Genomic DNA, 22085 nt, shown 5'->3' on the forward strand with positions numbered 1-22085 from the left:
CCCCTAGCCCCTAGCCCCCTTCCTCATGCCTGCCTACGTCGGCGAAATCCTGATCATCCTGGTGCTGATCCTGGCCAATGGATTTTTCAGCGCGGCCGAAATGGCGATCGTCGCCGCACGCCGCGGCCGGCTCCAGCAGCGCGCGGAGGAGGGAGATAAACGGGCGGCAACGGCGCTCGAATTGATTCGCGATCCGAGCCGATTTCTGGCCACAGGTCAAATCGGCGTCACGTTGATCGGCACCTTCACGGCCGAGTTCGGCGGAGCGAATCTCGTCGGCGAATTGGCCCAGTGGCTGGCCACGCTTCCCGTTCCGCTCGTGGCGCTCCATGCCCATATCGCGGCGCTCGTCGTCGTCGGCTTGGCGATCACCGTGGCTACGCTGATCTTGGGCGAGTTGGTTCCCAAGCGGCTCGCGCTGCACCGCGCCGAGCAATTTGCCCGCTTCGTCGCCCCGTGGATGGAACGGCTGTCGCGATTGGCCGGCCCCGCGGTGTGGCTGATGAGTTCGGCGACCAACGCACTGCTGACGCTTGTGAACTCGGAAACGCGGCAAGGGCCGACCGTATCGGTCGACGACATCGAACACATGATCGACACCGGCAAAGCCGAAGGCGTGGTCGAATCGGTCGAGATGAAAGTGGCCGTCGAGGCGCTGCGGCTCGGCGATCGCTCGGTTCGCGAAATCATGCGGCCGCGCATCGATCTCGATGCCCTCGATGCCGACACGCCGGTGTCGGAAGTCAACGGCGCGATGGCGATGGCCGGCTTTTCCCGGTTGCCGGTTTACGAGCGCGATCTGGACCACATTATCGGCTTCGTGCACATCAAGGATTTGTTTTTGCAACAATATCTCGGCCGCCCGATCCAATTGCGAAAGCTTTTGCATCCGGCGCTGTTCGTGCCCGAATCGCTGCCGCTCGATCGGCTATTGGAGTTGTTTCAAGAGCAGCACAATCAATTGGCGATCGTGCTCGACGAATTCGGCGGCACGGAGGGGATGGTGACGCTCGAAGACGTGCTCGAGGAATTGGTCGGCGAAATTCGGGACGAGCATCGCCGCGAAAAAGTCGATCTCTTCGTACAGCGCGATGAAAACAGTTGGCTCGTCGATGGCATGTTGAGCGTTGCCGATTTGATCGAGCGGCTCGATATTCGCGATGTCGATGGCCAGGAACCACGTGGCTTCAGCACCGTGTCGGGCCTGGTGCTGGACGGCCTCGGCCGCATCCCCGTCGTCGGCGACGCCACCGAATGGGCCGGCCTGCGCCTGGAAGTGCTCGCGATGCAAGGCCAACGCATCGATCGAATTCTGGTGACGCGGCTGCCCGCCGGCCACGCCGCCGAAAACGGAACGAGAACGTGAGATGCGACTCCGGTTGCCGGTGGCACGGCGGCGGCGACCGAAACTGCGCGCTCCAGAGAGCGCATTTGAACACAGCGCGGCCTTTGGCCGCAACCAAAGTAGTAGGCACACTCCGTGTGCCGTCTGCCCTGCGCTGTGCGTGGCGGCCCACGGAGCGCCGACGGCACACGGAGTGTGCCTGCTACGATTGAGCGGCTTCGGCGCCTTGCCAAGAATTCGCACCTTCGCAGTACAAAGGGGCGCAGCTGGCGATTCGTTGCGAATGCCAGCTGCGCCCCGATTCAATTCGGCTCGACCGCGCTATTTCTTCTTCCCCTCATGCTCATCGACGCGCGGCGGGTGCTCGTTTTTTATCTCGCCGTGAATGACGCCTTCGCGGCGCGGGGGGCCCATTCCCGGGGCGCCCTCGTGCCAATGATCGTGATCGTAATACGACCAGTGATCGCCCCGCAAATACCACCATTGGTTTTTGTACCAGTAGTAGTTGGGATCGGATGGAACTGGCACCGTCACGGCGGCACCGTCGGCCGCGTAGTCTTGCCAAGCTCCGTTGTCGTAATAGTTCCAATGGTTATTCGGCGTCCAGTACCACCATTCGCCATGCTCGTAACGGTATCGCCAATCGCCGGGATTGTGTTCCTTGCCGCCGAAGATGCTTACGCCTCCTTCATGGGGAATCTCCTTGGGCGGCACCCAGGGACCTTTGTGCGTTTCCATGTGTTCTGCCGACTTCGTCGGACCTGCGTGAACACCTTCACCACCATTCCGCACCGGCCCGTGCCCGCCGTGGCCTTCGCCCTCGGCGGCATGAGCGGATGATAACCCCGCGGCCATTGCGAGAATCGCACTGGCGGCGGTCAGAAACACAAGTCGTCGCATTTTCGTTCTCCTTGTGGGGGATACTCGAAACGCAAAAACAGACACGCAAACACCTCCACGGACCGCGCTGGCCGCCGCTGATCGGCGGGATGCGTTCGACGATGCATCGATCCCAGCCTATCCCATTCTTCCAATCGGGGTCATCGGGACGCAAGAAAAGTCGTTCAGTTTCTCACGATTTGACAAACTGCTGGACGGATTCGCGGATTGGATGGATTCCGCGGTCGTTTTATTCCCTGATCCGGGAAGAGCCCTTTGTACACCTTCGATCGAACCGCAAATAACGGCCGGGAGGCCCTTTGGACCTCCCGGCCGTTTGTGGTGTGACCGCTGCCTCTTCCGTTCAAAGGATGTCGCCGAGGATCGAGCCGGCTTCGCCGACCAGACCGCTGACTCCCGTATACATCCCTTCGGCAACTTGGACGGCTGTCGAGCCGACGGTCTTGCCGATGTAGCCGATGCTGCGTGCCGCGCCACCGAGTTCCATGCCCATCATGGCATAGCCCCCCGCCAAGCCGGACCAGCCGGTGCCGATATTCGGAATCGAGCCTTGGCTTGGCGTGCCGCCTTGTCCTGGCCTCCCGCGCGGGGGCGTGGGGCCAGTGTGCTGGTTAAACAGCGAACTGGCAAGAGCACCGTTCTTAAGGCCGTAGTATTTGATCGGGGTCGTGGGAAGCGTGGGCTTGCTCGGCATGACCGGATTGCCCGGCGTGCCCGGTGGGCTATAGATCGAGCCGCCCATGTATTCCTTTGGCGGCTTCGAGCCGTTTTTGCACGAATCGTTGCCGTTGCATTGGTTGTTGCCGCAGTGGTGCTTGCCGCTGTGGTCTTTACCGCCATGGTCTTTGCCGCAGCGATCGTTGCATTGATCCCGGCCGTGGTGGTCGTGGTCTCTGCAATCCTTGTCGCCGTGGTCCTTGTCGCCGTGAGCCTTGCGGGGGAAATCAACCGGGCTCAGGCCGACGGTTTTGTGGGCCTGAGTCTTCTGCTTGTGTTCGTTCTTCTGCTTGCTGTTGGCATGGGCGCTGGCGGCGCTGCCGGCCAGCAGGCCGACGATCAAAGCTGTCGCGATCATTGAAACACGGGACATGGCACACCACCCTTTCGATGCAGAATTTTCATTTCCGGGCGAATCACTCGTTCGCCCTGTATCTAGCAAAAGCGTCGGGCTGGCGCATTTGTTACAGATCGGCGAGCAAATTGCCGAGAAAGCGCGCGGCTGGGAGGAGTCGACACGCTGCAGCGTGAACTCCAACGGTTGGAATTCAGCGGTCAGGGCGGCTGCGCGGCAAAGAGACCGCGGTTTGAAACCGCCCTAATGAGAATGTTATTTAGCTCGGCCGAAAAATAAACTCCGCTTTTCAAACCCGTCGCCCTCTCCCGCGAACCGCTTTCGGCCGGTATTGCCGCGATACGATCAGGCCCGGCTGGAAAGCCTGAGCTACGTTGTGCTCACCACCACGGTTTTGGTTTCGGTGTAGGCTTCCAGGCCGCGTTCGCCGAGTTCGCGGCCCATGCCGGACATCTTGAAGCCGCCGAAGGGGGCCGCCGCATCAAAAGCGTCGTAGCAGTTGACCCACACCGTGCCGGCCTTGATCTTGGCCGCCAGGCGATGGGCCTTGCCGACGTCGCGCGTCCAAACGGCGGCGGCGAGACCGTAAAATGTGTTGTTCGCCCGCTCGACAATCTCGTCGAAGTTCTTGAATTTGAGCACCGAAAGCACCGGGCCGAAAATCTCGTCCTGGGCGATTTTCATATCGTCGTTGACGTTGTCAAACAGCGTCGGCTCGATGAAGAACCCGCGCTCGCCAAACCGTTGCCCGCCGCTCAAACACTTCGCCCCTTCTTTCTTGCCCACGTCGATGTAGTGCATGATCTTGTCGAACTGGGCTTTGTCGACCTGCGGGCCCTGCTCGGTTTCGGGATCCAAGGGTTCGCCGAGCTTGCGGCTCTTGTTCATGGCCACGATCTTTTCCACCAGCTTATCGTGGGCCTTTTCCTCGACGAACAGCCGGCTGCCGGCGCAGCAGCATTGGCCCTGGTTGAGATAAAGCCCCAAATGCGAGCCGGCGGCGGCGGCGTCGAGATCAGCGTCGGCGAAAACGATGTTCGGGCTTTTGCCGCCAAGTTCGAACGTAAGCCGTTTCAGCGTTTGCGAAGCCTCGCGCATGATGATCTGGGCCGTCTTGTATTCGCCGGTGAACGCCACCTTATCGACGCCCGGATGTTTGACGATCGCGCCGCCGGCCGTCGGGCCGAAACCGGGCACGACATTGATCACCCCGTCGGGAATGCCGGCCTTCTGCGCAAGCCGAGCCATCCGCAGGCAACTGAGCGGAGTCTGCTCGGCGGGCTTCATCACGATCGTGCAACCAGCGGCCAATGCCGGGCCCCATTTCCACGCGACCATCAGCATCGGGAAATTCCAAGGGATAATCTGGCCGACGACGCCGACCGGCTCGCGGCGGGTGTAGCAAAAATATTCGCCGCGGACCGGAATCGTCTGGCCGTGGATCTTGTCGGCATAGCCGGCGTAGTAGCGGAGCACGTCGAGCACGAAGGGCAGGTCGCCGCCACGGGCTTCGCGAATCGGCTTGCCGTTGTCGAGCGATTCGAGCGCGGCCAGTTCGTCGATTTCCTCTTCAATCAGATCGGCTAATTTGTACATCAACCGGCCGCGATCGCGGGCATCCATCCGGCCCCAGGGACCCTTGTCGAGCGCCTTTCGGGCGGCGGCCACGGCGAGATCGATATCGGCCGCATCGCCTTCGGCCACTTGCGTAATGACTTCTTCGGTGGCGGGATTGATGGTTTCGAAGGTTTTGCCGCTGACGGCGGGCTGCCATTGGCCGCCGATGAAGCATTGGTTTTGATGGATTTTCGGCTGTTGGCGCGGTTCGGTCATCGTGGCCATGAGTCACCTCTGGGGGTGAAAATGCCGCTCGGCGGAAAAACCGAGAACGGCGAAGTAGATCAGACGAAAGGCTATAGCGCTTGGGCGCAACATTCCCCGCTTGCACCAGAATTCTAATGCGGCGGTCTACACCCCGGCAAGGCGGCGTTCTCGAAGTCCGGCCGGCTCGCCACTATAATTTCTTTGCCGCGAGGTCGTGAGCCCAGAGGAAGCAATGGCAACAAAAAAGATAACCAAACGCGAGCGTGGCCCGAGCATACCCCTGAGCGCAGTCGTGTATTGCGAGGGGGGGTTGGCTGGCTCATTGTCTTGAATTGGATATCGTCGCCGATGCCGATACTCCTGAAAAAGCGATGGAAGACGTGATGGAACTGGCGACATTGCAAGTGGCCGTCGCAGCCAAAGAAGGCGAATTGGAATCAGTCTTTCGACCGGCGCCGCCCGGGTTCTGGAAAATGTTCTGGATGAGGGCGGCGCGCAACTCGCCACGAAGGCCGGAACGCCCGGTCGAACGCTTCGAGATGCGCCAACTCGAATTGGTTTGAGGTCCCACGGGACGGAAAACCCCACTCCGTTACCGCGAACTCCGCACCATTCTGAAGAGATTCGGCAACAGCGAGGATAAATCCCGCGGAAAGGGATCTGAACGGATGTTCGTGGGCATTGTCGCTGGCCGCACGGTCCGCTACCCGACGAAATGCCATAACGAAGGAGACATAAAACCTGTCCCGGTGATCAACGCAATCCGTCGCCATTTCCATCTCACGGAAGCCGATGGAGTTAGCGACGACCGGTTCTATGGCCGGACTTAGTTGGCCTGGGCCATTTCGTCTTGAATCAGGCGCTCGCCGCCCGTAGCGATTTTGGCAGCGGGAAATAGACATCTTCTTCGCGCAGCGTGCGATGCTCGACCGTGGCGGCGAATTTTTCGCGCAATAGCTCGATGCACTCTTCGACCGCCGATTCCGGGGCACTCGCGCCGGCCGTGATCAACACCGTCTCGTCGCCATTGAACCAACCGAGATCGACTTCCGCCGCCCCGTCGATGAGCCGGGCCGGAATGCCCGACTCGCGGGCCAACTCAGCCAGCCGCTGACTATTGGAACTGTTGACACTGCCGAGCACGAGGCAAAGATCGGTTTCGGCGGCCAATTGGCGGAGGGCTTCCTGACGGTTCTGCGTGGCGTAGCAAATGTCTTCCTTCGGCGGCCCGATGATCTCGGGAAATCGCTGCTTGAGCCGAGCGATAATCCGGTTGGCGTCGTCGACCGATAGGGTGGTTTGCGTCAGGTAGGCCAGCCGGGCGCCGGATGGGAAATTCAGCGAATCGACTTCTTCCGGCGATTGCACGAGCCGCATGGCCTCGGGGGCTTCGCCCATCGTGCCGAGCACTTCGTCGTGGCCTGCATGGCCGATGAGCAGAATCTTGTAACCCAGCCGAGCAAAACGAACCGCTTCCAGATGGACTTTGGTGACCAGCGGGCAGGTGGCGTCGATGGCGCGGAGTTGTCGCGCAGCGGCGGTGGCCCGAACCTCCGGCGAAATTCCATGGGCCGAAAACAGCAGCCGCGAACCTTCCGGCACCTCGGCCAGATCATCGACGAAAACCGCCCCTTCTCGCCGAAATCGCTCGACGACGTAGCGGTTGTGGACGATCTCATGGAAGACATAGATCGGAGTGCCGAACAGGCGGATGGCTTGATCGAGCGTGTCGATCGCCATATTCACTCCGGCACAAAACCCGCGCGGACTGGCCAGCAAGATTTTCATTCCACATCGCTCCGAAGTTGTTGTCAGACTAAATCATAAATTCGCTTGCGGGGGCCGTCCACGTTGGATTAGGTTGAGTGGCTGGGGGAAAGGCCTGAGCGGCGGCGAACTGGCGGGCCAAGTGCTGGGACATTAACCGCCGCCGTGGCCAGCATTTTCACGGGGAAATTCATCGAAAATCGGCGCCGCAGCGCGACACTTTTCGCGCTGTGTGGGGTTAAAGGGTTGAGTGGGGGCGTGCGAGGCTCCCAGCAGCCGCTCGGGGCGGTCGTTGGGCTTTGAACGAAGTAGTTTCTGGAACAGAACGATTGCGAAGGGGGGAAATCCGATGCAGACAAAGATTGGCTGGTTGGGCGTGCTTTTGGCGGGGCTCGTGGCGGGGACTCTGATGTCGAATAGCTCGGCTCAAGCGGCCGCTGCGACAACCCCCACCCATCATCGTCATCACCATATCCACGGCAAGATCACCGCAGTGAGTTCCACTTCGATCACGATCACCGTGCACCACCATCACAAAAAGGGCGCGAACGCCGCTGCCCCCGCGACCGAAAGCAAAACATTCGAGATCTCGAACGCGACAAAGGTTGTCATGGTCAGTTCGACCGGCAAGACGGCCGGCTCGGTGTCCGAGCTGCAAGTCGGCCAGCATGTCGCCATCGGCGAACATAACGGCACGGTCCACGAAATCGCCGTTCTCTCCGGCCATCATCACCACAAGAAAAAGGCGGCGGCCTGAGGCGGATCAAGCGGAAATCGGCAGCATAATTTTGAACCGCGCACCTCGGCCGCCGATTTCGGCGGCCGGGTTGCTTTCGACCTCGATTCGACCGCCATGCTGGGTGACGATGCGCCAGCATTTCGAGAGCCCCAATCCCAAGCCGCGGCCGGCTTCCCGGCCCGAATAGAATGGGTCGAACATGTGGGCACGGATTTCGGCGGAGATTCCGGGCCCGTTGTCGGCAACGACGATTTCCGCCATGGCGGCAGACGTTCGCGAGCTGCCCGGCACAGCCCGCACGCCGACTTCGATTCGCCCGCCATCGGCCAATGCCTCGAGCGCATTGATCACGAGCGCCCGAACCGCGGCCCGCAGATGAACCGGGTCGACCCTGGCTTCGACGGGCGAATTGGGGCCGACGAACACCAGCTCCGTGTCTTGCTGGGCGGCTTCGTCCGCTAGCCGGCGAATCAGGTCCTCGAGCAGTTCGACAAGGTTGACGGTGTGCGGCTGCAATTGCGGCGGCCGGGCGAAGAGCATCATGTCGGCGATCATTTCGTGGGCCCGAAAAGCCTGGCTGTTGATCGCCGCCAGCCGCCGTCGCCGCTCGGGATCTTTTTCCTCTTGCAAGAGCGTCTGAGCGCGGGCCGAGATATTCGCCAGCGGATTGTTCAATTCATGGCTGGCGCCGTAGGCCAATTCCTTGAGTGCATCCAGCTTGGCCTGTTCGACTGCCGCGTCGAAGCGCTCTTCCAACTCGGCGAGCCGGCGAAGCCGGGCGACAAGGTCGGGAAATTCGGCGATCAGGCCGTTGATTGCGGCGCTCGAGCGATTGCGATCAGGGCCGGCGACCGAACCCGGACGGGCCGCGTCGCCGTCGCCCTCGGATTCGGGCAAAGCGCCGATTGCCGCCAGCGCCTCTGCCAATCGCTCGATCAACGCGCGATCGTTCATGGCGGGCTGGGAAAGAGGATGTTCAGCCCCGAAAGCCCAGGGAAGGCCGGGCGAAACGCTAGCCAATGGTAAACACGATGGCGGCCTTCCCTGGGCTTGGGCGCACGATCAACAGGCGCTTGCGCCACGCTGCACTTGCGGCAAGCAGTTCAACGGGCGCGAACTGGGTGCTGCTCATGCATTCCGATTATGACCGACTGGTAGCAGCACCTCAGCCGGTCGCCATCGCCTCGACATCGAGCAGATGGCAAATCCGATCCACCAGATGCTCCACTTCGAACGGCTTCTGCAAGAAATCATTCGCTCCGGACACTTTCAGATCTTCGACCTTGTCGGCCTCGATCATGCCGGAGATGCAGATGATGCGCACATCGTCCATCGTCGCGTCGCTGCGCACCCGCTGGCATACTTCCTTGCCGTTGATGTCGGGCAGCATGATGTCGAGCACGATCAGGTCGGGATGATATTCCTTGACCATCATGCCGGCATCGAAACCGTTGTTGACGCTGCGCACTTCGAAGCGCCCGTCGCGCTGCAGCACGTCGACAATCAGTTCCACCAGTTCTTCATCGTCGTCGACGACCAGGATTTTGCGCTTGCCGCTTTCCAACGCGTCGGTCGGAATGCCGTTGTCGCGCATGAACAAGTAGAGCTGATCGCGGGGGATGCGGCGGAAGCGGCTTCCCGGAACGCGAAAACCTTTGAGTTGGCCAGAGTCGAAGCAGCGAATGATTGTCTGCTGGCTAACCTTGCAAATCTTCGCCGCTTCGCCCGTCGTAAAAACTGTCTTCATCTGCGAACCACCCCTCTCCCTAGCCGATGGTGCAGCTAGTCTAAGCGGGACTTTCAATGCCAACCCGTCCACGAGCGGCGAGAAAGTTCCTAGTCCTCCATGTCACGCTAGACGCGGCAAATCCACCCATTAGATGGGGGTTGATTGGCCTTTTTCGGAAAATTTCGCCCTGCGAGCATCAGAAGCACTGCAATAATCGCAGCAGAACTCGCCGTCAGGCTACCAAGCTTGCCAGAATTGCCATCGACGCCCAATTATAGCCATCTACCAGGACGAGTCAATATCGATCTATTTGGCGCAACCGTCAAACAACTAACAGTTTACGCAAAAGCCGCGAAACATACCATTTTCAGGCCAGTGCTGGTCGTCAGAAAACCAGACGGGGCGAATTTAAGCCGCAACAGACACCGCGCCCCCAGGAAAACACGAGCCTTTTGAACGGAAAAAACTCGCGAACGACGAACTGCGGCTTCCCGCTAGCCCCGCCGACCCGATCCCTCCAAATGAACCAGCAGCAAGGCCATGTCGGCCGGCGTGATTCCGCTAATCCGGCTGGCCTGTGCAAGGCTCAGTGGCCGAACGCGGGTGAGCTTTTCTCGGGCCTCGGTCCGCAACTGAGTGATCGAGGCGAAGTCGAATGCCGGCGGAATTCGCTTGTCGGCCAGCCGCTGTTGCCGGGCCACGTCGATCTCTTGGCGGGCCACGTAGCCTGCGTATTTCACGTCGTATTCGACCTGCTTCGCAGCCGCCGGAGAGATGGCTTGCAGTGCCGGCAGCCTCGCTGCCAATTCGGCCCAAGAAATCTCCGGCCGCCGCAGCAATTGAAGCAGGCTGCCATCCTCATCGCGAGCCGACGCAAGCAATTCCAGCGCACGGCGAATTTCCGCCTCTTTCGCCGCTAACCGTTGGCAACGTGGATCATCGATCAGGCCGATGCTCGCGGCCATCGGCGAAAGCCGGCGATCGGCGTTGTCTTGGCGCAGCGAAAGTCGATATTCGGCCCGACTGGTGAACATGCGATAGGGCTCGTCGACGCCGGTTGTCACCAGGTCGTCGATCAACACGCCGATATAAGCTTGCTGCCGGCTGAGCACGAGCGGCTCTTTGTTCGTTAGCGCGAGCGCCGCATTGATGCCGGCCATGAGCCCTTGGGCGCCGGCCTCTTCGTAGCCCGTAGTGCCATTGATCTGCCCGGCAAAATAAAGCCCGCCGACGCGCTTCGTTTCCAAGCTTGGCCAAAGCTGCTGCGGCGGAGCGAAGTCGTATTCCACGGCGTAGCCGTAGCGCATGATCTCCGCCCGCTCGAGGCCCGGTATCATGCGAAACATCGCATCCTGCACGTCGCGTGGCAAACTGGTGGACACGCCGTTGACATACACCTCGCGCGTGTTCCGTCCTTCCGGCTCGAGAAATAGTTGGTGGCGATCCTTGTCGGCAAACCGGACGACCTTGTCTTCGATCGACGGGCAATAGCGCGGACCGCGGGAAACGATCTGGCCGGAATACATCGGTGCCCGATGCAGATTGGCGCGGATCAAATCATGAACGGCCGTGTTGGTGTGCGTAATCCAACACGGAAGCTGCGACTGCGCGATGCGATCGGTGAGAAAGCTGAACGGCTGCGGGTCGTCGTCGCCCGGTTGAAGTTCGGTGCGGGAATAGTCGATCGTGCGGCCGTTGAGGCGAGCGGGGGTGCCGGTTTTGAATCGCCGCAGTTCGAAACCCAATCGGGCGAGCGAGCCGCTAATGCCGGCGGTGGTTCCCTCGCCGGCTCGTCCGCCGGCCGTTTGGGTCGTGCCGGTGTGCATGATCGCTTGCAGGAATGTGCCGGTGGTGAGCACGACCGCTTGGGCGCGATAGATGGCATCGCCGCGCACGCGAACGCCGACGATCCGCGTTTGTTCGCCCATGGTTTCGGTCAGCAGTTCTTCGACCACTTCTTGGCGCAACACGACATTCGGCTGCTCTTCGACAATCCGCTTTACTTCGAGTTGGTAAAGTTTTTTGTCGGCTTGGGCGCGCGGGCTGTGCATCGCCGGACCCTTGCGGCGATTGAGCAGCCGGAACTGGATGCCGGTTGCATCGATGGCCTGTCCCATCGCGCCGCCGAGGGCATCGATTTCGCGAACGATTTGCCCCTTGGCGATTCCGCCGATCGCCGGATTGCAGCTCATCTGGGCCACGGTGTCGCAATTGGTCGTCAGCAGCGCCGTTCGCGCGCCCAATCGCCCCGCGGCCAGCGCAGCCTCCGTGCCAGCGTGCCCCGCGCCGACAACCAGGATCTCGTAATCGTAGGAAGGCATAGGGGCGAGGGGCGAGGGGCGAGAACAGTACGACGCAATGAAGCCAATTCACGATTCACGCCATAATATCAGCCGCGTGTGCATGCGGCCACGGCTCCGATTCGGCAACCGCTTCGTCCCTATCCCCTAACCCTATCCCCTACCCCTACCCCTATCCCCTAACCCTAGCTGGCCTCTCACCCTACGCTATAATTCGTGCACTTCGGCGATCCGCACACGAGTCGGTCAAAAAGGAGTCGGCCATGTCGAGCACGATCGTGATCTTCGGCGCCTCGGGCGATCTGACGAGCCGCAAGCTTGTGCCAGCCCTGTATATGCTCTTTCGCAAGCGTCGCTTGCCGGAATCGACGCGGATCGTCGGCTTCTCGCGATCGAAATTCTCGCACGACGCGTGGCGCTCGAAGCTCGCCGACACCACGGCCGAATTCGCCGGCAAAGAGTTCGACAAAAATTCTTGGAACGAATTCGCCAAGTCGATCTTCTACCATGCGGGCGATATCGGCCATCAAGACGATTTCCCCGCCCTCGGCCAAATGCTCGACGAACTAGAACAGGGCAAGAACACGACGCGGCTCTATTATCTTGCCATGGCCCCACAATTCTACGAGCCGGCAATCGAACATCTCGGCGCGGCCAAGATGGCCGACGAGGCGAATGGCATCCGCCGAGTGGTCATCGAAAAGCCGTTCGGCACCGACCTGGCAACCGCCCAGCACTTGAACGAAGCCGTGCACCGCGTGTTTTCCGAAAAGCAGGTCTATCGCATCGATCATTATCTCGGCAAGGAAACGGTGCAGAATGTGTTGGTGCTGCGATTCGCCAACACGATTTTCGAGCCGGTTTGGAACCGCAACTATATCGACCATGTGCAGATCACCGTGGCCGAGGAGGTCGATGTCGGGCGGCGCGGCGATTATTACGACTCGGCGGGCGTGATGCGCGACATGTTTCAAAACCACCTGCTGCAACTGATGATGATCACGGCGATGGAAGCGCCGGTGAAATATAAGGCCGACCCGGTGCGCGACGAGAAGGTGAAGGTGCTGCAGGCGATTCACGTGCTCTCGCCCGAGGAAGTCGCCCGCGACACGCTCCGCGGGCAATATCGCGGGTATCGCGGCAGCCCGGGCGTTGCCGAGAACAGCCAGACGCCGACCTACGCGGTGGTGAAGCTGGCGATCGACAACTGGCGTTGGCAAGGTGTCCCGTTCTATCTCCGCAGCGGCAAAGCGATGTCGTGCCGCACGACGCAAATCGTCATCCAATTTCGCCAGCCACCGCACATGTTGTTTGCCGACGGCCGCAGACGATACCGAGAAGAAGCGAATCGGTTGGTCATTCAGGTGCAGCCGGCCGAGGGAATCCAGTTGCAGTTTCAAACCAAAGTGCCCGACCAGGGAATGAAACTTCGGCTGACGGATTTGGATTTTAGTTTTTGCCGCGAATTTGCCGGTCAAATGCCGGAGGCTTATCAGCGACTGCTGCTGGATGCCTTGGCGGGAGATGCGAGCTTGTTTGCCCGGGCCGACGAAGTCGAATTGGCGTGGGGAATCATCGACCCGATCCTCGCCGCATGGCGCGACACGAACCGGCCGGCGCTATTGCCCTACGATCGTGATCTCTGGGGCCCCGAAGTCGCCACGACCTGGATGCAAGACCAAGCCTGCAACTGGTTCGACACCTGTCCCGTGCTAGGTTAAACAACGTAGCAGGCACACTCCGTGTGCCGTCTGCGCGAGCATTGCGGCTCGCGTCCAGTTTGGCGTTCAGGGCAAACTGCCGTTCTCGGTAGCGATGTCTTTTCAGGGACGTGTAAGGAAACAACGGTAGAAAAATAGAATTTATTTTTGAACGCAACGGCCCTTGTCGAGCCGGTATCCGGATGGGCAATGGGTTGCGTGAAATAACGTTCGCTTGCTAGCCGCATCCATTCGCAGAACGTACTGCTGGCCACGAGGGCCGTCGCTCAGGCAAAGCATCGCGTCCCAGTGCGACAGGAGCTGTGGACCGTAGAAAGACAATCCGCGAATGTTGACTGCCGTGGAAATGCAAATAAGCGTGACGTTATGCAATCGACAAAGATGCCGCATTCCGTCGAACGTTGAGCTATTCTTGCCTCGGTCGGCAGTTATAACCACCCACCGACGATCCCGCGCTAGCTCGGGAATAATATCAGGGTCTTTCCACTTGCCGTTCGGGCCGAACTTCTCGACGCAATGGACCGTCTCGGCAGCGATGCCCGCCAAGGCGATATGCGGTCTTAGATACGTATCAATTAGTTCAGGAGGAAGGCACTCGTCGATGAATAACCGACACTGGATGCTGGTCACGCAGCATTTCGCTTAGGCGGCGTTCTTGTTGGAGGCGTCTTCAGTAATTGCTGATATTCTAATGCTGCCCGGACGGCCGCAACTTCAACGCGATACAGCGTTGCTACGCGTTCAGGGCTCTTCTCTGCCAGCACGGCGTCCGCGAGCGTCTGGGCCTCGTAGCCGGAATCCTCCAGGTAAGGCTTGCCGAATCGAATTTGCGGGTCCATCACGATATTGTGGCGGTGGTGCTTAAATGCGACGTAGCGCGTTGCAACGCCATCCTCGCCGAATATCAGGTTGTGCGAAAATTGCCTGACAACCCTGCTGATAAGAAAATTGCCCCTGTGCTTGCCGGTCAATTGAACGCAGCGTTCGCTGATCGCGGCAAGTCGCTCTTGCTTCCATTCCGCGGCGTCGTGGCCCCTATCGGGAAGATAGATCGCAAGCTCGCACTTATTTGGGCGCGCTAGGTCTCCGAACACGAAAATGCCGTTTTCCACGGCAAGCGGATACTTGACCCCAAATTCTTCTTGCGCAGCCATGTACGCCGCGCGAATTTTTTGCAGCGGAATTCCGATTGATAGCCGGATTTCATTCACCGACAAGGATTGCGCGAAATCCAGAAATGTGACGATTCTATCGGAATCGGGCCCTAGCTGCGGACTCAACACCGGCTCGGCTTTTGCCGTACCGTAGAACCAACGAGAGAGCTTTTGCGTCGAGCAGCGCGCGTATAGGGCTGCCTCGCGCGGAGAATAAAGCCCAATCCCCAGCAATGTGTCGGGATCGTTTTTTGCCATCGGTCTGCTGGGCTTCAGTCGGGTTCCAATCGAACCTTCGCCATTGTACCGCGTCTGCTGTCTGTATGTACATCCCCAGATTATTTATCTGCCATCGCTGGTTCCTTTCTTCGGGAAATCGCGGAGGGCGGCCGCGTCTTGGCGGCGGCGGTGACTTTATAAGCCCGGCTAGGCATCGGCTTGCGCCGAATGGGTTCGACTCCCCCTCTTTCCGCTAGTCACGCCTGGGCTCGCGCACGGCGGCTTCGCTAGCCTGTTCCGCATCCACGCTGAGAGCTTGACGCCGGCTTTCGTCGCGCATCCTCGAATTGCTCCCGCTCCGTTTCTGTAAGGCGAAGCTGGCAGACCAGTCCCTTTGCCTCGGAAGGGTCGGGCACCGCGCTATGTGTGCCATCCGACGCGGGCCGACGTTCGCGCCTCAGCCAATTTTTCACCCGGCTGCCGCCGCCGGTTACAATCGGGATAGAGCCGAGGTCCCGCCGCACGGCGGCTAGCGCCTTGCCGCTCACGGCACCTCATCCTGTCCCCCACACTCTCGCCGTTCCGCGCCGATGTCTCTTCCGATCCGCACGTTGCCGATTCTCGAGCATTGGGATTGCCAGCAGTGCGGGCAGTGTTGCCGCGGGTCGATCGTTCGGCTGGATGACGACGATCTCGCCCGCTTGCGCGGGCAGCGATGGGACGAGCAGCCGGAGTTTCACGGCGTGCAAACCGTCGTTTCGCAAGGAATATTGTCGAAGACACACATGCTGGCCAAGCGGCCGGATGGCAGTTGCGTGTTTCTCACCGCCGAAGGCCGCTGCCGAATTCACGAACTGCACGGCGAAGAAGCGAAGCCGCGCATCTGCCGGCTGTTTCCCTTGCAGTTGGTCGCGCTCGACGACGTGGCCTTGCTCACGATGCGGCGAAGCTGCCCCTCCGCGGCCGCCGATGTCGGCCGGCCCGTTGCGAAGCAGCGCATCGAAGGAAAGCCGTATCAACTTTCCGACTATACGGCCGGCGCGCCGCCGAGAATTCTGCGCGGATTGCGGCGCAGTTGGCAAACCGCGCGGATCGTCGCTGCCGCGTTGGAACGTCTGGCGACCGATCGACGCTATCCGATGGTGCGGCGCTGGATCCACCTGTTGCAGTTCGGCCGGCTTTTGTCGGAATGCCGGCTGCGAAAACTGCGGGCCATGGATAGCCGAGCGCTCGGCGAACTGGTTCAAGTGTTCGAAGGGGCGGCGTTGGAAGAAGCGGGAGATTGGTTTCGCGAGCGGCAGCCGCCGAGCGCTCCAATGGCGGTGCTCTTCCGGCAGACGGCCGGCGAATATCTGCGATTGCATCCGCGGAGCCTGATTCAAGCCACCTGGCGGCAGCGGTTGGGAGTGGCGGGGGCCGCGGTGAAACTCGTCCATGGCCAGGGCGCTCTGCCGAATCTGATCGAGGGGTTTCCACCGGTCGATTTTGCCGACTTGGAACGGCCGCTCGGGGCGCTGGACCCGAAAACGATTGCCCCGCTCGACGGATATTTCGAATCGCTCGTCGCATCCTGGCGGTATGCGCGGCTCGGCTACGCCGATTGGCCGATGCTCGAAGGGATTCGCTCAGCCGCGCTGTCCTATGCCGTCGCACTGTGGCTATGGCGCTGGGCGTCCGGACGCGAAGGAATCCAACCCCAAGAAATCATTCCGATCATCGGCTGCTTGGATCGTGGGATGGGCTACGTGCCGCTATTGAGTGCCCGGCATCGCCGGAGAGTGGCAACGATCGCCTACGACGGGAGCCTGCAACGGCTGGTGGCTTGGTATGCGAGATAGATCGAGATAGATGTTGTTTGAAATGCCCGTCGAGACTCACAGCTAGATTCGGTATGGTTCCGCGTCGGCGGTCTTCAGCGTCATGCCATGGCCGGGACGGGATGTGTCGGGCGAGAGAGCGCCGTTGCGCGGGTCGAGCGATCCGTCGAAAAGCATGCGAGCGATGCGATTGTGGTCGTGGAAGTATTCGACATGCCGGAGGCACGACACGGCGCAAGCGACGTGGGCGTGCAACTGCGGAGCGCAGTGGGCCGATAGCGGCATTTCATAAGCCTCGCACAGCGCCGCCACTTTGAGAAAGCCCGTGTAGCCGCCGCAGCGCGTGGCGTCGGCCTGAAGGCAATCGAGGGCCCCGGCGTCGAGCAGGCGGCGGAAATACGCGGGCGTGTCGCCATATTCGCCTGCGGCAATGTCCATGCCGGCCGGTCCGCGATCTCGCAATAGCCGCAATCCCGCCACATCGTTCGACGGCCGCGGCTCTTCGAACCACGACACCTGAAAATCTTCGGCGAATCGTTCGGCCAGGGCGAGCGCTTGCTTCCGCGAGTATGCCCCGTTGGCATCGACGAACAATTTGATATCGGCTCCGATTGCATCGCGGGCAGCGCCGACACGGCGCAAATCGGCCTCGGGTTCACGGCCGACTTTCATTTTCACCCGCCCGATTCCCTCCGCCGCCCAGCCGCCGAGCTGCTCCGACAGGCGGCGGAGCGTGTAGCTGGTAAAACCGCCGCTGCCATAGATGGGGGCCGCGCTGCGAACGGCGCCGAACAAGTCGACCAGCGACGTGCCGAGCAATTTCGCTTTCAGATCCCAGAGCGCGATGTCCACCGCCGCCACAGCCATCGAGCCGGCGCCGGGCAGGCCGACGTTGCGCAGGCTGTGGTTCATCGTCGCCCAGGCCCCTTCGATGGCCAAGGCCGACTGGCCGAGGATCTTATCGCGGAGAATGCCCGAGATCATACTGGCGGCAGCCGGAGCGGCGAAGGTCCAGCCCAAGCCGGTCGAACCGCCGGCGGCGACATGAACGACAACCACATCTGTGTGGTCCCATGTGAGCGTACCGTCGGATTCAGGCTCATCGGTCGGAACGCGATAAATCGCGAGGTCGAGCCGATCGATCTTGGGGACATCGTTCATAGTCGCACAATGCACGGCAATTCAGTTCACGACGCCCACGGAAAAATCTTTCCCTTCCCAATTCCCGGCGTCGAGCCAGTAGATGGTGAAGACGATCCGGGCGCCGGCGGCCAGCGATCGTATCGGCAGGTCGGCCACGTACATGCCGATGTCCGTATCGCGGGAATCGGTGTTCTCGGCGGTTTTCCAGCCATCGGCGCTCCAGCGGATGCGGGCCGGGGCTTCGGTTTCGATCCGCAGGATGTGCCCCGCAGGAATGCGTTGAACCTGGGCGTCGAGCCGCCAGGGAGCATGTTTGCCGCGCGTCTTTTCCACCAAATAGCGTTCCACCGTTTGCGGCGGCGTGTCGAACACCTTGCCATCGGCAAGCGATCGGAGCAGTTTGACGTGCTCGGCATGCGCCCAAACGAGCGGCCGGGCCGATCCGGTCGGCCGGCCCGGAAACAGCTCTTTTTCCGGGATTGGCTCGCGATCCCAAACCTGCTCGGAAATCAGGCCCGAGTCGCTGGCCAGGGCTTCCATCGACTCGAGCAGCCGCCGGGCTTCACGCGTGCGGCCGGCGGCCAACTCGTAATGAGCCCGCTCCCCGGCAAACAGCGGCCAGACGCGCCCGACGCCGGTGCCGTCGAACGGGCTTCCGTCTTCGTGTTCGCCGTAGCCATCGTGATTATAGCGATGCCAGCACGGGCCTTTCGGCGTGTCGACCTTCAACACCGCATCGACCACTCGCACCGTGTTCACGATCCGCGGATCGCCGGCGGCTCGCAGGCCGAATCGCACGAGCGCCAGCGAATCGACGCTGACGATCGCATCGGCCGCGAACTCATTGTCGCCGGGCAGGTTCGGAATTTTGATCATTTCCTCGGTCAGCGGAATCCGCCCGGAAAGCCGTTCTTTGGGAGCGATGCGCACGTAGTAGCCGTCGACGCCGACTTTCTTGGCGAGAGCCGTTTGCTCGACGTAGGTCCACCTTTCGATTGCATCGTTCCAAGCGTCGGCCGTCTCGCGAAGGTAGGCGGCGAGTTTCGGCTCGTTGTTTCCCGCGGCCATTTCCGCGGCGACCAGCAGCGCCGCGATCATGGCCCCCAGGGTGTACGCGGTCAGGCCGGCGTCTTCTTCCCAGCGATCTTCCTGCGTCGACGGCCCATGCCGCACGATATAGCCGGCCGCCTTGCGAACCATTAGCCACAGCCGGTCGAGTTCGCCGGGCTGGATCTTCTCGTGCCGGCGGGCCAGATCGAGCAGCAAAATGGGACTAGCGACTTCATCAAGCTGAATGCCTTTCCAGAATTCGGTTCCGTCGAGCCACATGTTTTGCGGCCAATGGCCGTCGGCTTCTTGCGTCGTTTCGAAAAATCGCAAAGCCCGCAGCACTTCGTCGGTCGCGCCGGCGGCGATCAGGGCGCTGGCGGTTTCGTAGGCGTCGCGCGGCCAGACGACGTGGTAGCCGGCTTTATCCTTGTCGCCATGGATTTCGCCCCAGGGGTCGGACAGGCTGGCGATGGTGCCTCCCTGAAAATCTTTGGATTCGTGTGTCGCCAGCACGGCCGTGCTGGTGCGGTAGGCCGAGCTATTGGCTTTTTCGCCCGAGTCCAAATGATCCAACGTTTTTTGCCAACCCGTCCATTCTTTCACGTAGCGCTCGAGGGCCGCATCGAAGCCGTGGTTCAGGCTCGCTCGAGCCCGATGCGCCGCCTCGCTCGAATTTCGGCCAAAGCCGAGCGCCAGCACGAATTCTTTCTCTTCGGAGAGATCGATTTCGCCCACGAGCGCGACGTTGCCGTCGTCGGCCCGATCGTATTTGCAAGTGAGTTGCTTGTGTTCGTGGAGGTCTTGCCAACCGTCGGACACACCGACGTATCCCGCCGAGCGGTGCAGCCATGCGGCCGAGCAGGCCAGGGCGAGGGCAAAACCTTCGCGATCCGCCATCAGCATGGGGATTCCTTTGAAATCATCAAGGAAGGCGTTGTTGCCGGCGCCCCGGTCCTCCAAGTGCGGCGCCAATAGCGCGTACAGGTGATAACGCGATGGCGATCCGCGCATCGCCCTGAATCGGATTTGCTGCAAGATTGAGTGTCGCCAAGGGTCGGCCACGATCGTCTTCTCGATCGTATAGTGGCCTTGCTTGCAGGCATTCGTGATTTGGAAGGCGGGAATGCCGTGGCCCAGCCACAGAACGTTGGACTGCGTGTCGGTTTTCTCCTCGGAGAAGAACGAATCGCCGTCGGTGACAATCATGCCCAGATCGCGCGCCGCCGCGGAATCGATGCGCGGGTAGAAGATTTCGCCCAAGATGCCGTGATGGGTCGTGAACCACACATGGCTGGCAAGATTTCTCGCCGTTCCCACGCTTGTCTTTTGACTGGTTGTCCAATGGGGTTTGGCGCCTGGTTTTCCCGGCGCTTGCGGAGAGTGAATCATGTGAAGTTCGTCTGCCATGGTTGCCATCAAATTCACTCCGTCGCGCCCGATGCAGTTTCACCGGCGGCTAGCGCCTTGCCGCTCACGTGCAAGCGCTGGTTAGCGGCAAGGCGCTAGCCGCTGGTATTTGGCGCGCCGATTTCAGCTTCCGGCAAAAGCGATCGTCGTGATCAGCGCGTTTTCCGCTTGCCGTGAGTCGAGCCGCGTGTGTTGCACGACGATCGGCACGTCGGACTCGATCAGGCTCGCATAGTTGGTTTCGTGCGGGATCGGCTCGGGATCGTCGAGATCGTTGAACCGCAAGTGCATCGTGCGGCGGGCCGGCAATGTCTTCTTATACGGGCCCGCCGGCTCGCGATCGGAAAAGAAAATCGTGATCTCGACCTGGGCATCCTTGTCGCTCACATTCAGCAAACAGGCGGTTTCGTGACTGGTCATGGCCGGCTCGGGTCCATGACTCCAGCCGGGAATATAACCCTCCGCGATCGCCCAGCGCTTCGAACCGATGGGGTCAGGCATTTGATTTGCGACTCCGGGCCAAAACAGGAACGGCATTTGTGCGCGTAGTAGTGCAAAACAAGTGCCGCCTGCCGAAGGGCTGAAGTTCGCGACGGCAGCGTGCAAACCAACGTCGACTAGCATCCGCCACTGGCCGACTTCGCTGGCCAGTGGCACACGCGTCGTTGCTTCCGTGCGCGGCGCCGGCTTGATCGCGGAACAAGCACGCCGGTCACCCTGGAACCGAATTCGAGCGTTGCGGGCGCAGTCGTTCGCTAGCCAACATCGCAGAAGGTGTGGATGATGGACAACTTCATTCGCTTTGTGGGGCCGGGTCGGGCCGTCGAAGTGTTCAACGTCCGGCTGGTCGGGCTCAACGCACAGACGGGAATGAAGATCGTCTTTACGCTTCTGTTCATCTTTTTTCTGTGGGCGTTGAATTGGTGTCTGAAAAAGATCGCTACGTTAGCGCTGCGCGGCCGGTTCAATCGCCGGGCCGGTTTTTGGACCAGCCAAACAATCCACCTCGTGCTGGCGGCGTTGTTTCTGCTGGCATTGATTTCGATCTGGTTCGACAATCCCAGCCAACTGACGACCGTATTCGGCCTGTTTTCCGCCGGTTTGGCCGTGGCTCTGCAAAAGGTGATCACTTCGCTTTCCGGCTATTTCGTGATTCTCCGCGGCCGGACATTCAATATCGGCGATCGGATCGTGATGGGGGGCGTGCGCGGCGACGTGATCGGCTTGGGATTCATTCAGACGACCATCATGGAGATGGGCCAACCGCCGGCCGAGCAAGCCGACGAACCGGCGATGTGGGTCCGCAGCCGCCAATACACCGGCCGGCTCGTGACGGTGACGAACGACAAGATCTTCGAAGAGCCGGTGTTCAACTACAGCCACGAATTCCCCTATATCTGGGAAGAGATGATGCTCCCGGTCGGCTATACGGCAGATCGTGATCGGGCGGAGCAGATCTTGCTCGACGTGGCCAAGAAGCACACCGAGAAGATCAGCGATCTTGGCGCGGATGCGGCCAAAGAGCTACGCCGCCGCTATCCGGTCGATATCGACGACTGGGAGCCGCGCGTCTATTGGCGACTGACGGATAATTGGCTGGAACTGACCGTGCGCTTTCTCACGCGCACGCACGACATCCGATCGCTAAAGGATCGCATGTCGCGCGAGATCATCAAATCGCTTGACGAGGCACATATCGGCATCGCGTCGTCGACCTACGATGTCGTCGGATTCCCGCCGCTGAAAATCGATCTCGACGCGGCCACCATCGATCGCCTTCGGCCATCGAAGGCAGATCCGCAATCCAACGCAGACCAGAGCGTGAAAGAAGATCAGCCGTCGGACGGCAATTCGCAGCCGGCCAAGCGCTAGTGTCGTGTCTGCGGAATAGCGTGCTG

At 60.8% G+C, this 22085-nt stretch carries 18 protein-coding genes; 6 read left to right on the forward strand and 12 right to left on the reverse strand.

Annotated elements, in window-relative coordinates; translation table 11 throughout:
- Positions 1-25 precede the first annotated feature (25 nt).
- Positions 26-1366, forward strand: a complete 1341-nt coding sequence (locus VHX65_08240) for a hemolysin family protein (GenBank protein ID HEX3998522.1) — start codon at positions 26-28, stop codon at positions 1364-1366.
- A 300-nt stretch (positions 1367-1666) separates the two neighbouring features.
- Here VHX65_08240 and VHX65_08245 read toward each other — a convergent pair whose 3' ends face one another.
- From VHX65_08245 to VHX65_08255, 3 genes are all read right to left on the reverse strand, one after another.
- Positions 1667-2245 (reverse strand): hypothetical protein, encoded by a 579-nt coding sequence (locus VHX65_08245; GenBank protein HEX3998523.1) that lies wholly within the window; start codon positions 2243-2245, stop codon positions 1667-1669.
- A 343-nt stretch (positions 2246-2588) separates the two neighbouring features.
- Positions 2589-3335: a hypothetical protein gene (locus VHX65_08250; GenBank protein HEX3998524.1), complete on the reverse strand. Its 747-nt coding sequence runs from the start codon at positions 3333-3335 to the stop codon at positions 2589-2591.
- Positions 3336-3686: 351 nt separating this feature from the next.
- The gene (locus VHX65_08255; protein ID HEX3998525.1) at positions 3687-5159 is read right to left on the reverse strand and encodes an aldehyde dehydrogenase family protein; all 1473 of its coding nucleotides are present in this window, start codon (positions 5157-5159) and stop codon (positions 3687-3689) included.
- 314 nt (positions 5160-5473) lie between these two features.
- Here VHX65_08255 and VHX65_08260 point away from each other — a divergent pair, with 314 nt between their 5' ends.
- A complete protein-coding gene (locus VHX65_08260) occupies positions 5474-5704 on the forward strand; it encodes a hypothetical protein (GenBank protein HEX3998526.1) in 231 nt (76 codons plus the stop codon).
- A 292-nt stretch (positions 5705-5996) separates the two neighbouring features.
- Here VHX65_08260 and ispH read toward each other — a convergent pair whose 3' ends face one another.
- The gene (gene ispH / locus VHX65_08265) at positions 5997-6929 is read right to left on the reverse strand and encodes a 4-hydroxy-3-methylbut-2-enyl diphosphate reductase (protein HEX3998527.1); all 933 of its coding nucleotides are present in this window, start codon (positions 6927-6929) and stop codon (positions 5997-5999) included.
- A gap of 328 nt (positions 6930-7257) precedes the next feature.
- Between ispH and VHX65_08270 the strand changes: the two genes are divergently transcribed.
- Positions 7258-7665, forward strand: a complete 408-nt coding sequence (locus VHX65_08270; GenBank protein ID HEX3998528.1) for a hypothetical protein — start codon at positions 7258-7260, stop codon at positions 7663-7665.
- A gap of 6 nt (positions 7666-7671) precedes the next feature.
- Here the strand turns inward: VHX65_08270 and VHX65_08275 are convergent, their stop codons facing one another.
- The 3 genes from VHX65_08275 to mnmG all read right to left on the reverse strand — a co-directional run bounded on the left by VHX65_08275 (position 7672) and on the right by mnmG (position 11697).
- A complete protein-coding gene (locus VHX65_08275) occupies positions 7672-8601 on the reverse strand; it encodes a HAMP domain-containing sensor histidine kinase (protein HEX3998529.1) in 930 nt (309 codons plus the stop codon).
- Positions 8602-8812: 211 nt separating this feature from the next.
- Positions 8813-9394: a response regulator gene (locus VHX65_08280; protein ID HEX3998530.1), complete on the reverse strand. Its 582-nt coding sequence runs from the start codon at positions 9392-9394 to the stop codon at positions 8813-8815.
- Positions 9395-9870: 476 nt separating this feature from the next.
- On the reverse strand, positions 9871-11697 hold the full coding sequence (gene mnmG / locus VHX65_08285) for a tRNA uridine-5-carboxymethylaminomethyl(34) synthesis enzyme MnmG (GenBank protein ID HEX3998531.1): 1827 nt from the start codon (positions 11695-11697) through the stop codon (positions 9871-9873).
- 242 nt (positions 11698-11939) lie between these two features.
- Between mnmG and zwf the strand changes: the two genes are divergently transcribed.
- Positions 11940-13397 carry a glucose-6-phosphate dehydrogenase gene (gene zwf, locus VHX65_08290; GenBank protein HEX3998532.1) on the forward strand — a complete coding sequence of 486 codons (1458 nt, stop codon included), beginning with the start codon at positions 11940-11942 and terminating at the stop codon, positions 13395-13397.
- A gap of 141 nt (positions 13398-13538) precedes the next feature.
- On the opposite strand, the gene VHX65_08295 is transcribed toward zwf, so the two are convergent.
- On the reverse strand, positions 13539-14027 hold the full coding sequence (locus VHX65_08295) for a hypothetical protein (protein ID HEX3998533.1): 489 nt from the start codon (positions 14025-14027) through the stop codon (positions 13539-13541).
- The gene (locus VHX65_08300) at positions 14024-14809 is read right to left on the reverse strand and encodes a DUF433 domain-containing protein (GenBank protein ID HEX3998534.1); all 786 of its coding nucleotides are present in this window, start codon (positions 14807-14809) and stop codon (positions 14024-14026) included. Before VHX65_08300 ends, VHX65_08295 begins: the two co-directional genes overlap by 4 nt.
- A gap of 551 nt (positions 14810-15360) precedes the next feature.
- On the opposite strand from VHX65_08300, the gene VHX65_08305 reads away from it, so the two are divergent.
- Positions 15361-16608, forward strand: a complete 1248-nt coding sequence (locus tag VHX65_08305) for a YkgJ family cysteine cluster protein (GenBank protein HEX3998535.1) — start codon at positions 15361-15363, stop codon at positions 16606-16608.
- 42 nt (positions 16609-16650) lie between these two features.
- Here VHX65_08305 and VHX65_08310 read toward each other — a convergent pair whose 3' ends face one another.
- The 3 genes from VHX65_08310 to VHX65_08320 all read right to left on the reverse strand — a co-directional run bounded on the left by VHX65_08310 (position 16651) and on the right by VHX65_08320 (position 20688).
- On the reverse strand, positions 16651-17748 hold the full coding sequence (locus tag VHX65_08310) for an enolase C-terminal domain-like protein (GenBank protein ID HEX3998536.1): 1098 nt from the start codon (positions 17746-17748) through the stop codon (positions 16651-16653).
- 21 nt (positions 17749-17769) lie between these two features.
- The gene (locus VHX65_08315) at positions 17770-20196 is read right to left on the reverse strand and encodes a glucan 1,4-alpha-glucosidase (GenBank protein HEX3998537.1); all 2427 of its coding nucleotides are present in this window, start codon (positions 20194-20196) and stop codon (positions 17770-17772) included.
- Positions 20197-20310: 114 nt separating this feature from the next.
- Complete coding sequence (locus VHX65_08320) at positions 20311-20688, reverse strand: sensory rhodopsin transducer (protein HEX3998538.1); 378 nt, start codon at positions 20686-20688, stop codon at positions 20311-20313.
- Positions 20689-20970: 282 nt separating this feature from the next.
- Between VHX65_08320 and VHX65_08325 the strand changes: the two genes are divergently transcribed.
- Positions 20971-22059, forward strand: a complete 1089-nt coding sequence (locus VHX65_08325; protein ID HEX3998539.1) for a mechanosensitive ion channel domain-containing protein — start codon at positions 20971-20973, stop codon at positions 22057-22059.
- Positions 22060-22085: the final 26 nt, after the last annotated feature.

The sequence above is a fragment of the Pirellulales bacterium genome (genome assembly GCA_036267355.1).
Lineage (GTDB): Bacteria > Planctomycetota > Planctomycetia > Pirellulales > DATAWG01 > DATAWG01.

Coding starts and splice junctions, on each gene's coding strand:
- VHX65_08250 (HEX3998524.1), bottom strand. CDS start 3,335: ATGTCCCGTGTTTCAATGATCGCGACAGCTTTGATCGTCGGCCTGCTG.
- VHX65_08300 (HEX3998534.1), bottom strand. CDS start 14,809: ATGGCAAAAAACGATCCCGACACATTGCTGGGGATTGGGCTTTATTCT.
- ispH (HEX3998527.1), bottom strand. CDS start 6,929: ATGAAAATCTTGCTGGCCAGTCCGCGCGGGTTTTGTGCCGGAGTGAAT.
- VHX65_08280 (HEX3998530.1), bottom strand. CDS start 9,394: ATGAAGACAGTTTTTACGACGGGCGAAGCGGCGAAGATTTGCAAGGTT.
- VHX65_08270 (HEX3998528.1), top strand. CDS start 7,258: ATGCAGACAAAGATTGGCTGGTTGGGCGTGCTTTTGGCGGGGCTCGTG.
- zwf (HEX3998532.1), top strand. CDS start 11,940: ATGTCGAGCACGATCGTGATCTTCGGCGCCTCGGGCGATCTGACGAGC.
- VHX65_08240 (HEX3998522.1), top strand. CDS start 26: ATGCCTGCCTACGTCGGCGAAATCCTGATCATCCTGGTGCTGATCCTG.
- VHX65_08315 (HEX3998537.1), bottom strand. CDS start 20,196: ATGGCAACCATGGCAGACGAACTTCACATGATTCACTCTCCGCAAGCG.
- VHX65_08320 (HEX3998538.1), bottom strand. CDS start 20,688: ATGCCTGACCCCATCGGTTCGAAGCGCTGGGCGATCGCGGAGGGTTAT.
- VHX65_08310 (HEX3998536.1), bottom strand. CDS start 17,748: ATGAACGATGTCCCCAAGATCGATCGGCTCGACCTCGCGATTTATCGC.
- VHX65_08305 (HEX3998535.1), top strand. CDS start 15,361: ATGTCTCTTCCGATCCGCACGTTGCCGATTCTCGAGCATTGGGATTGC.
- VHX65_08245 (HEX3998523.1), bottom strand. CDS start 2,245: ATGCGACGACTTGTGTTTCTGACCGCCGCCAGTGCGATTCTCGCAATG.
- VHX65_08275 (HEX3998529.1), bottom strand. CDS start 8,601: ATGAACGATCGCGCGTTGATCGAGCGATTGGCAGAGGCGCTGGCGGCA.
- VHX65_08255 (HEX3998525.1), bottom strand. CDS start 5,159: ATGGCCACGATGACCGAACCGCGCCAACAGCCGAAAATCCATCAAAAC.
- mnmG (HEX3998531.1), bottom strand. CDS start 11,697: ATGCCTTCCTACGATTACGAGATCCTGGTTGTCGGCGCGGGGCACGCT.
- VHX65_08325 (HEX3998539.1), top strand. CDS start 20,971: ATGGACAACTTCATTCGCTTTGTGGGGCCGGGTCGGGCCGTCGAAGTG.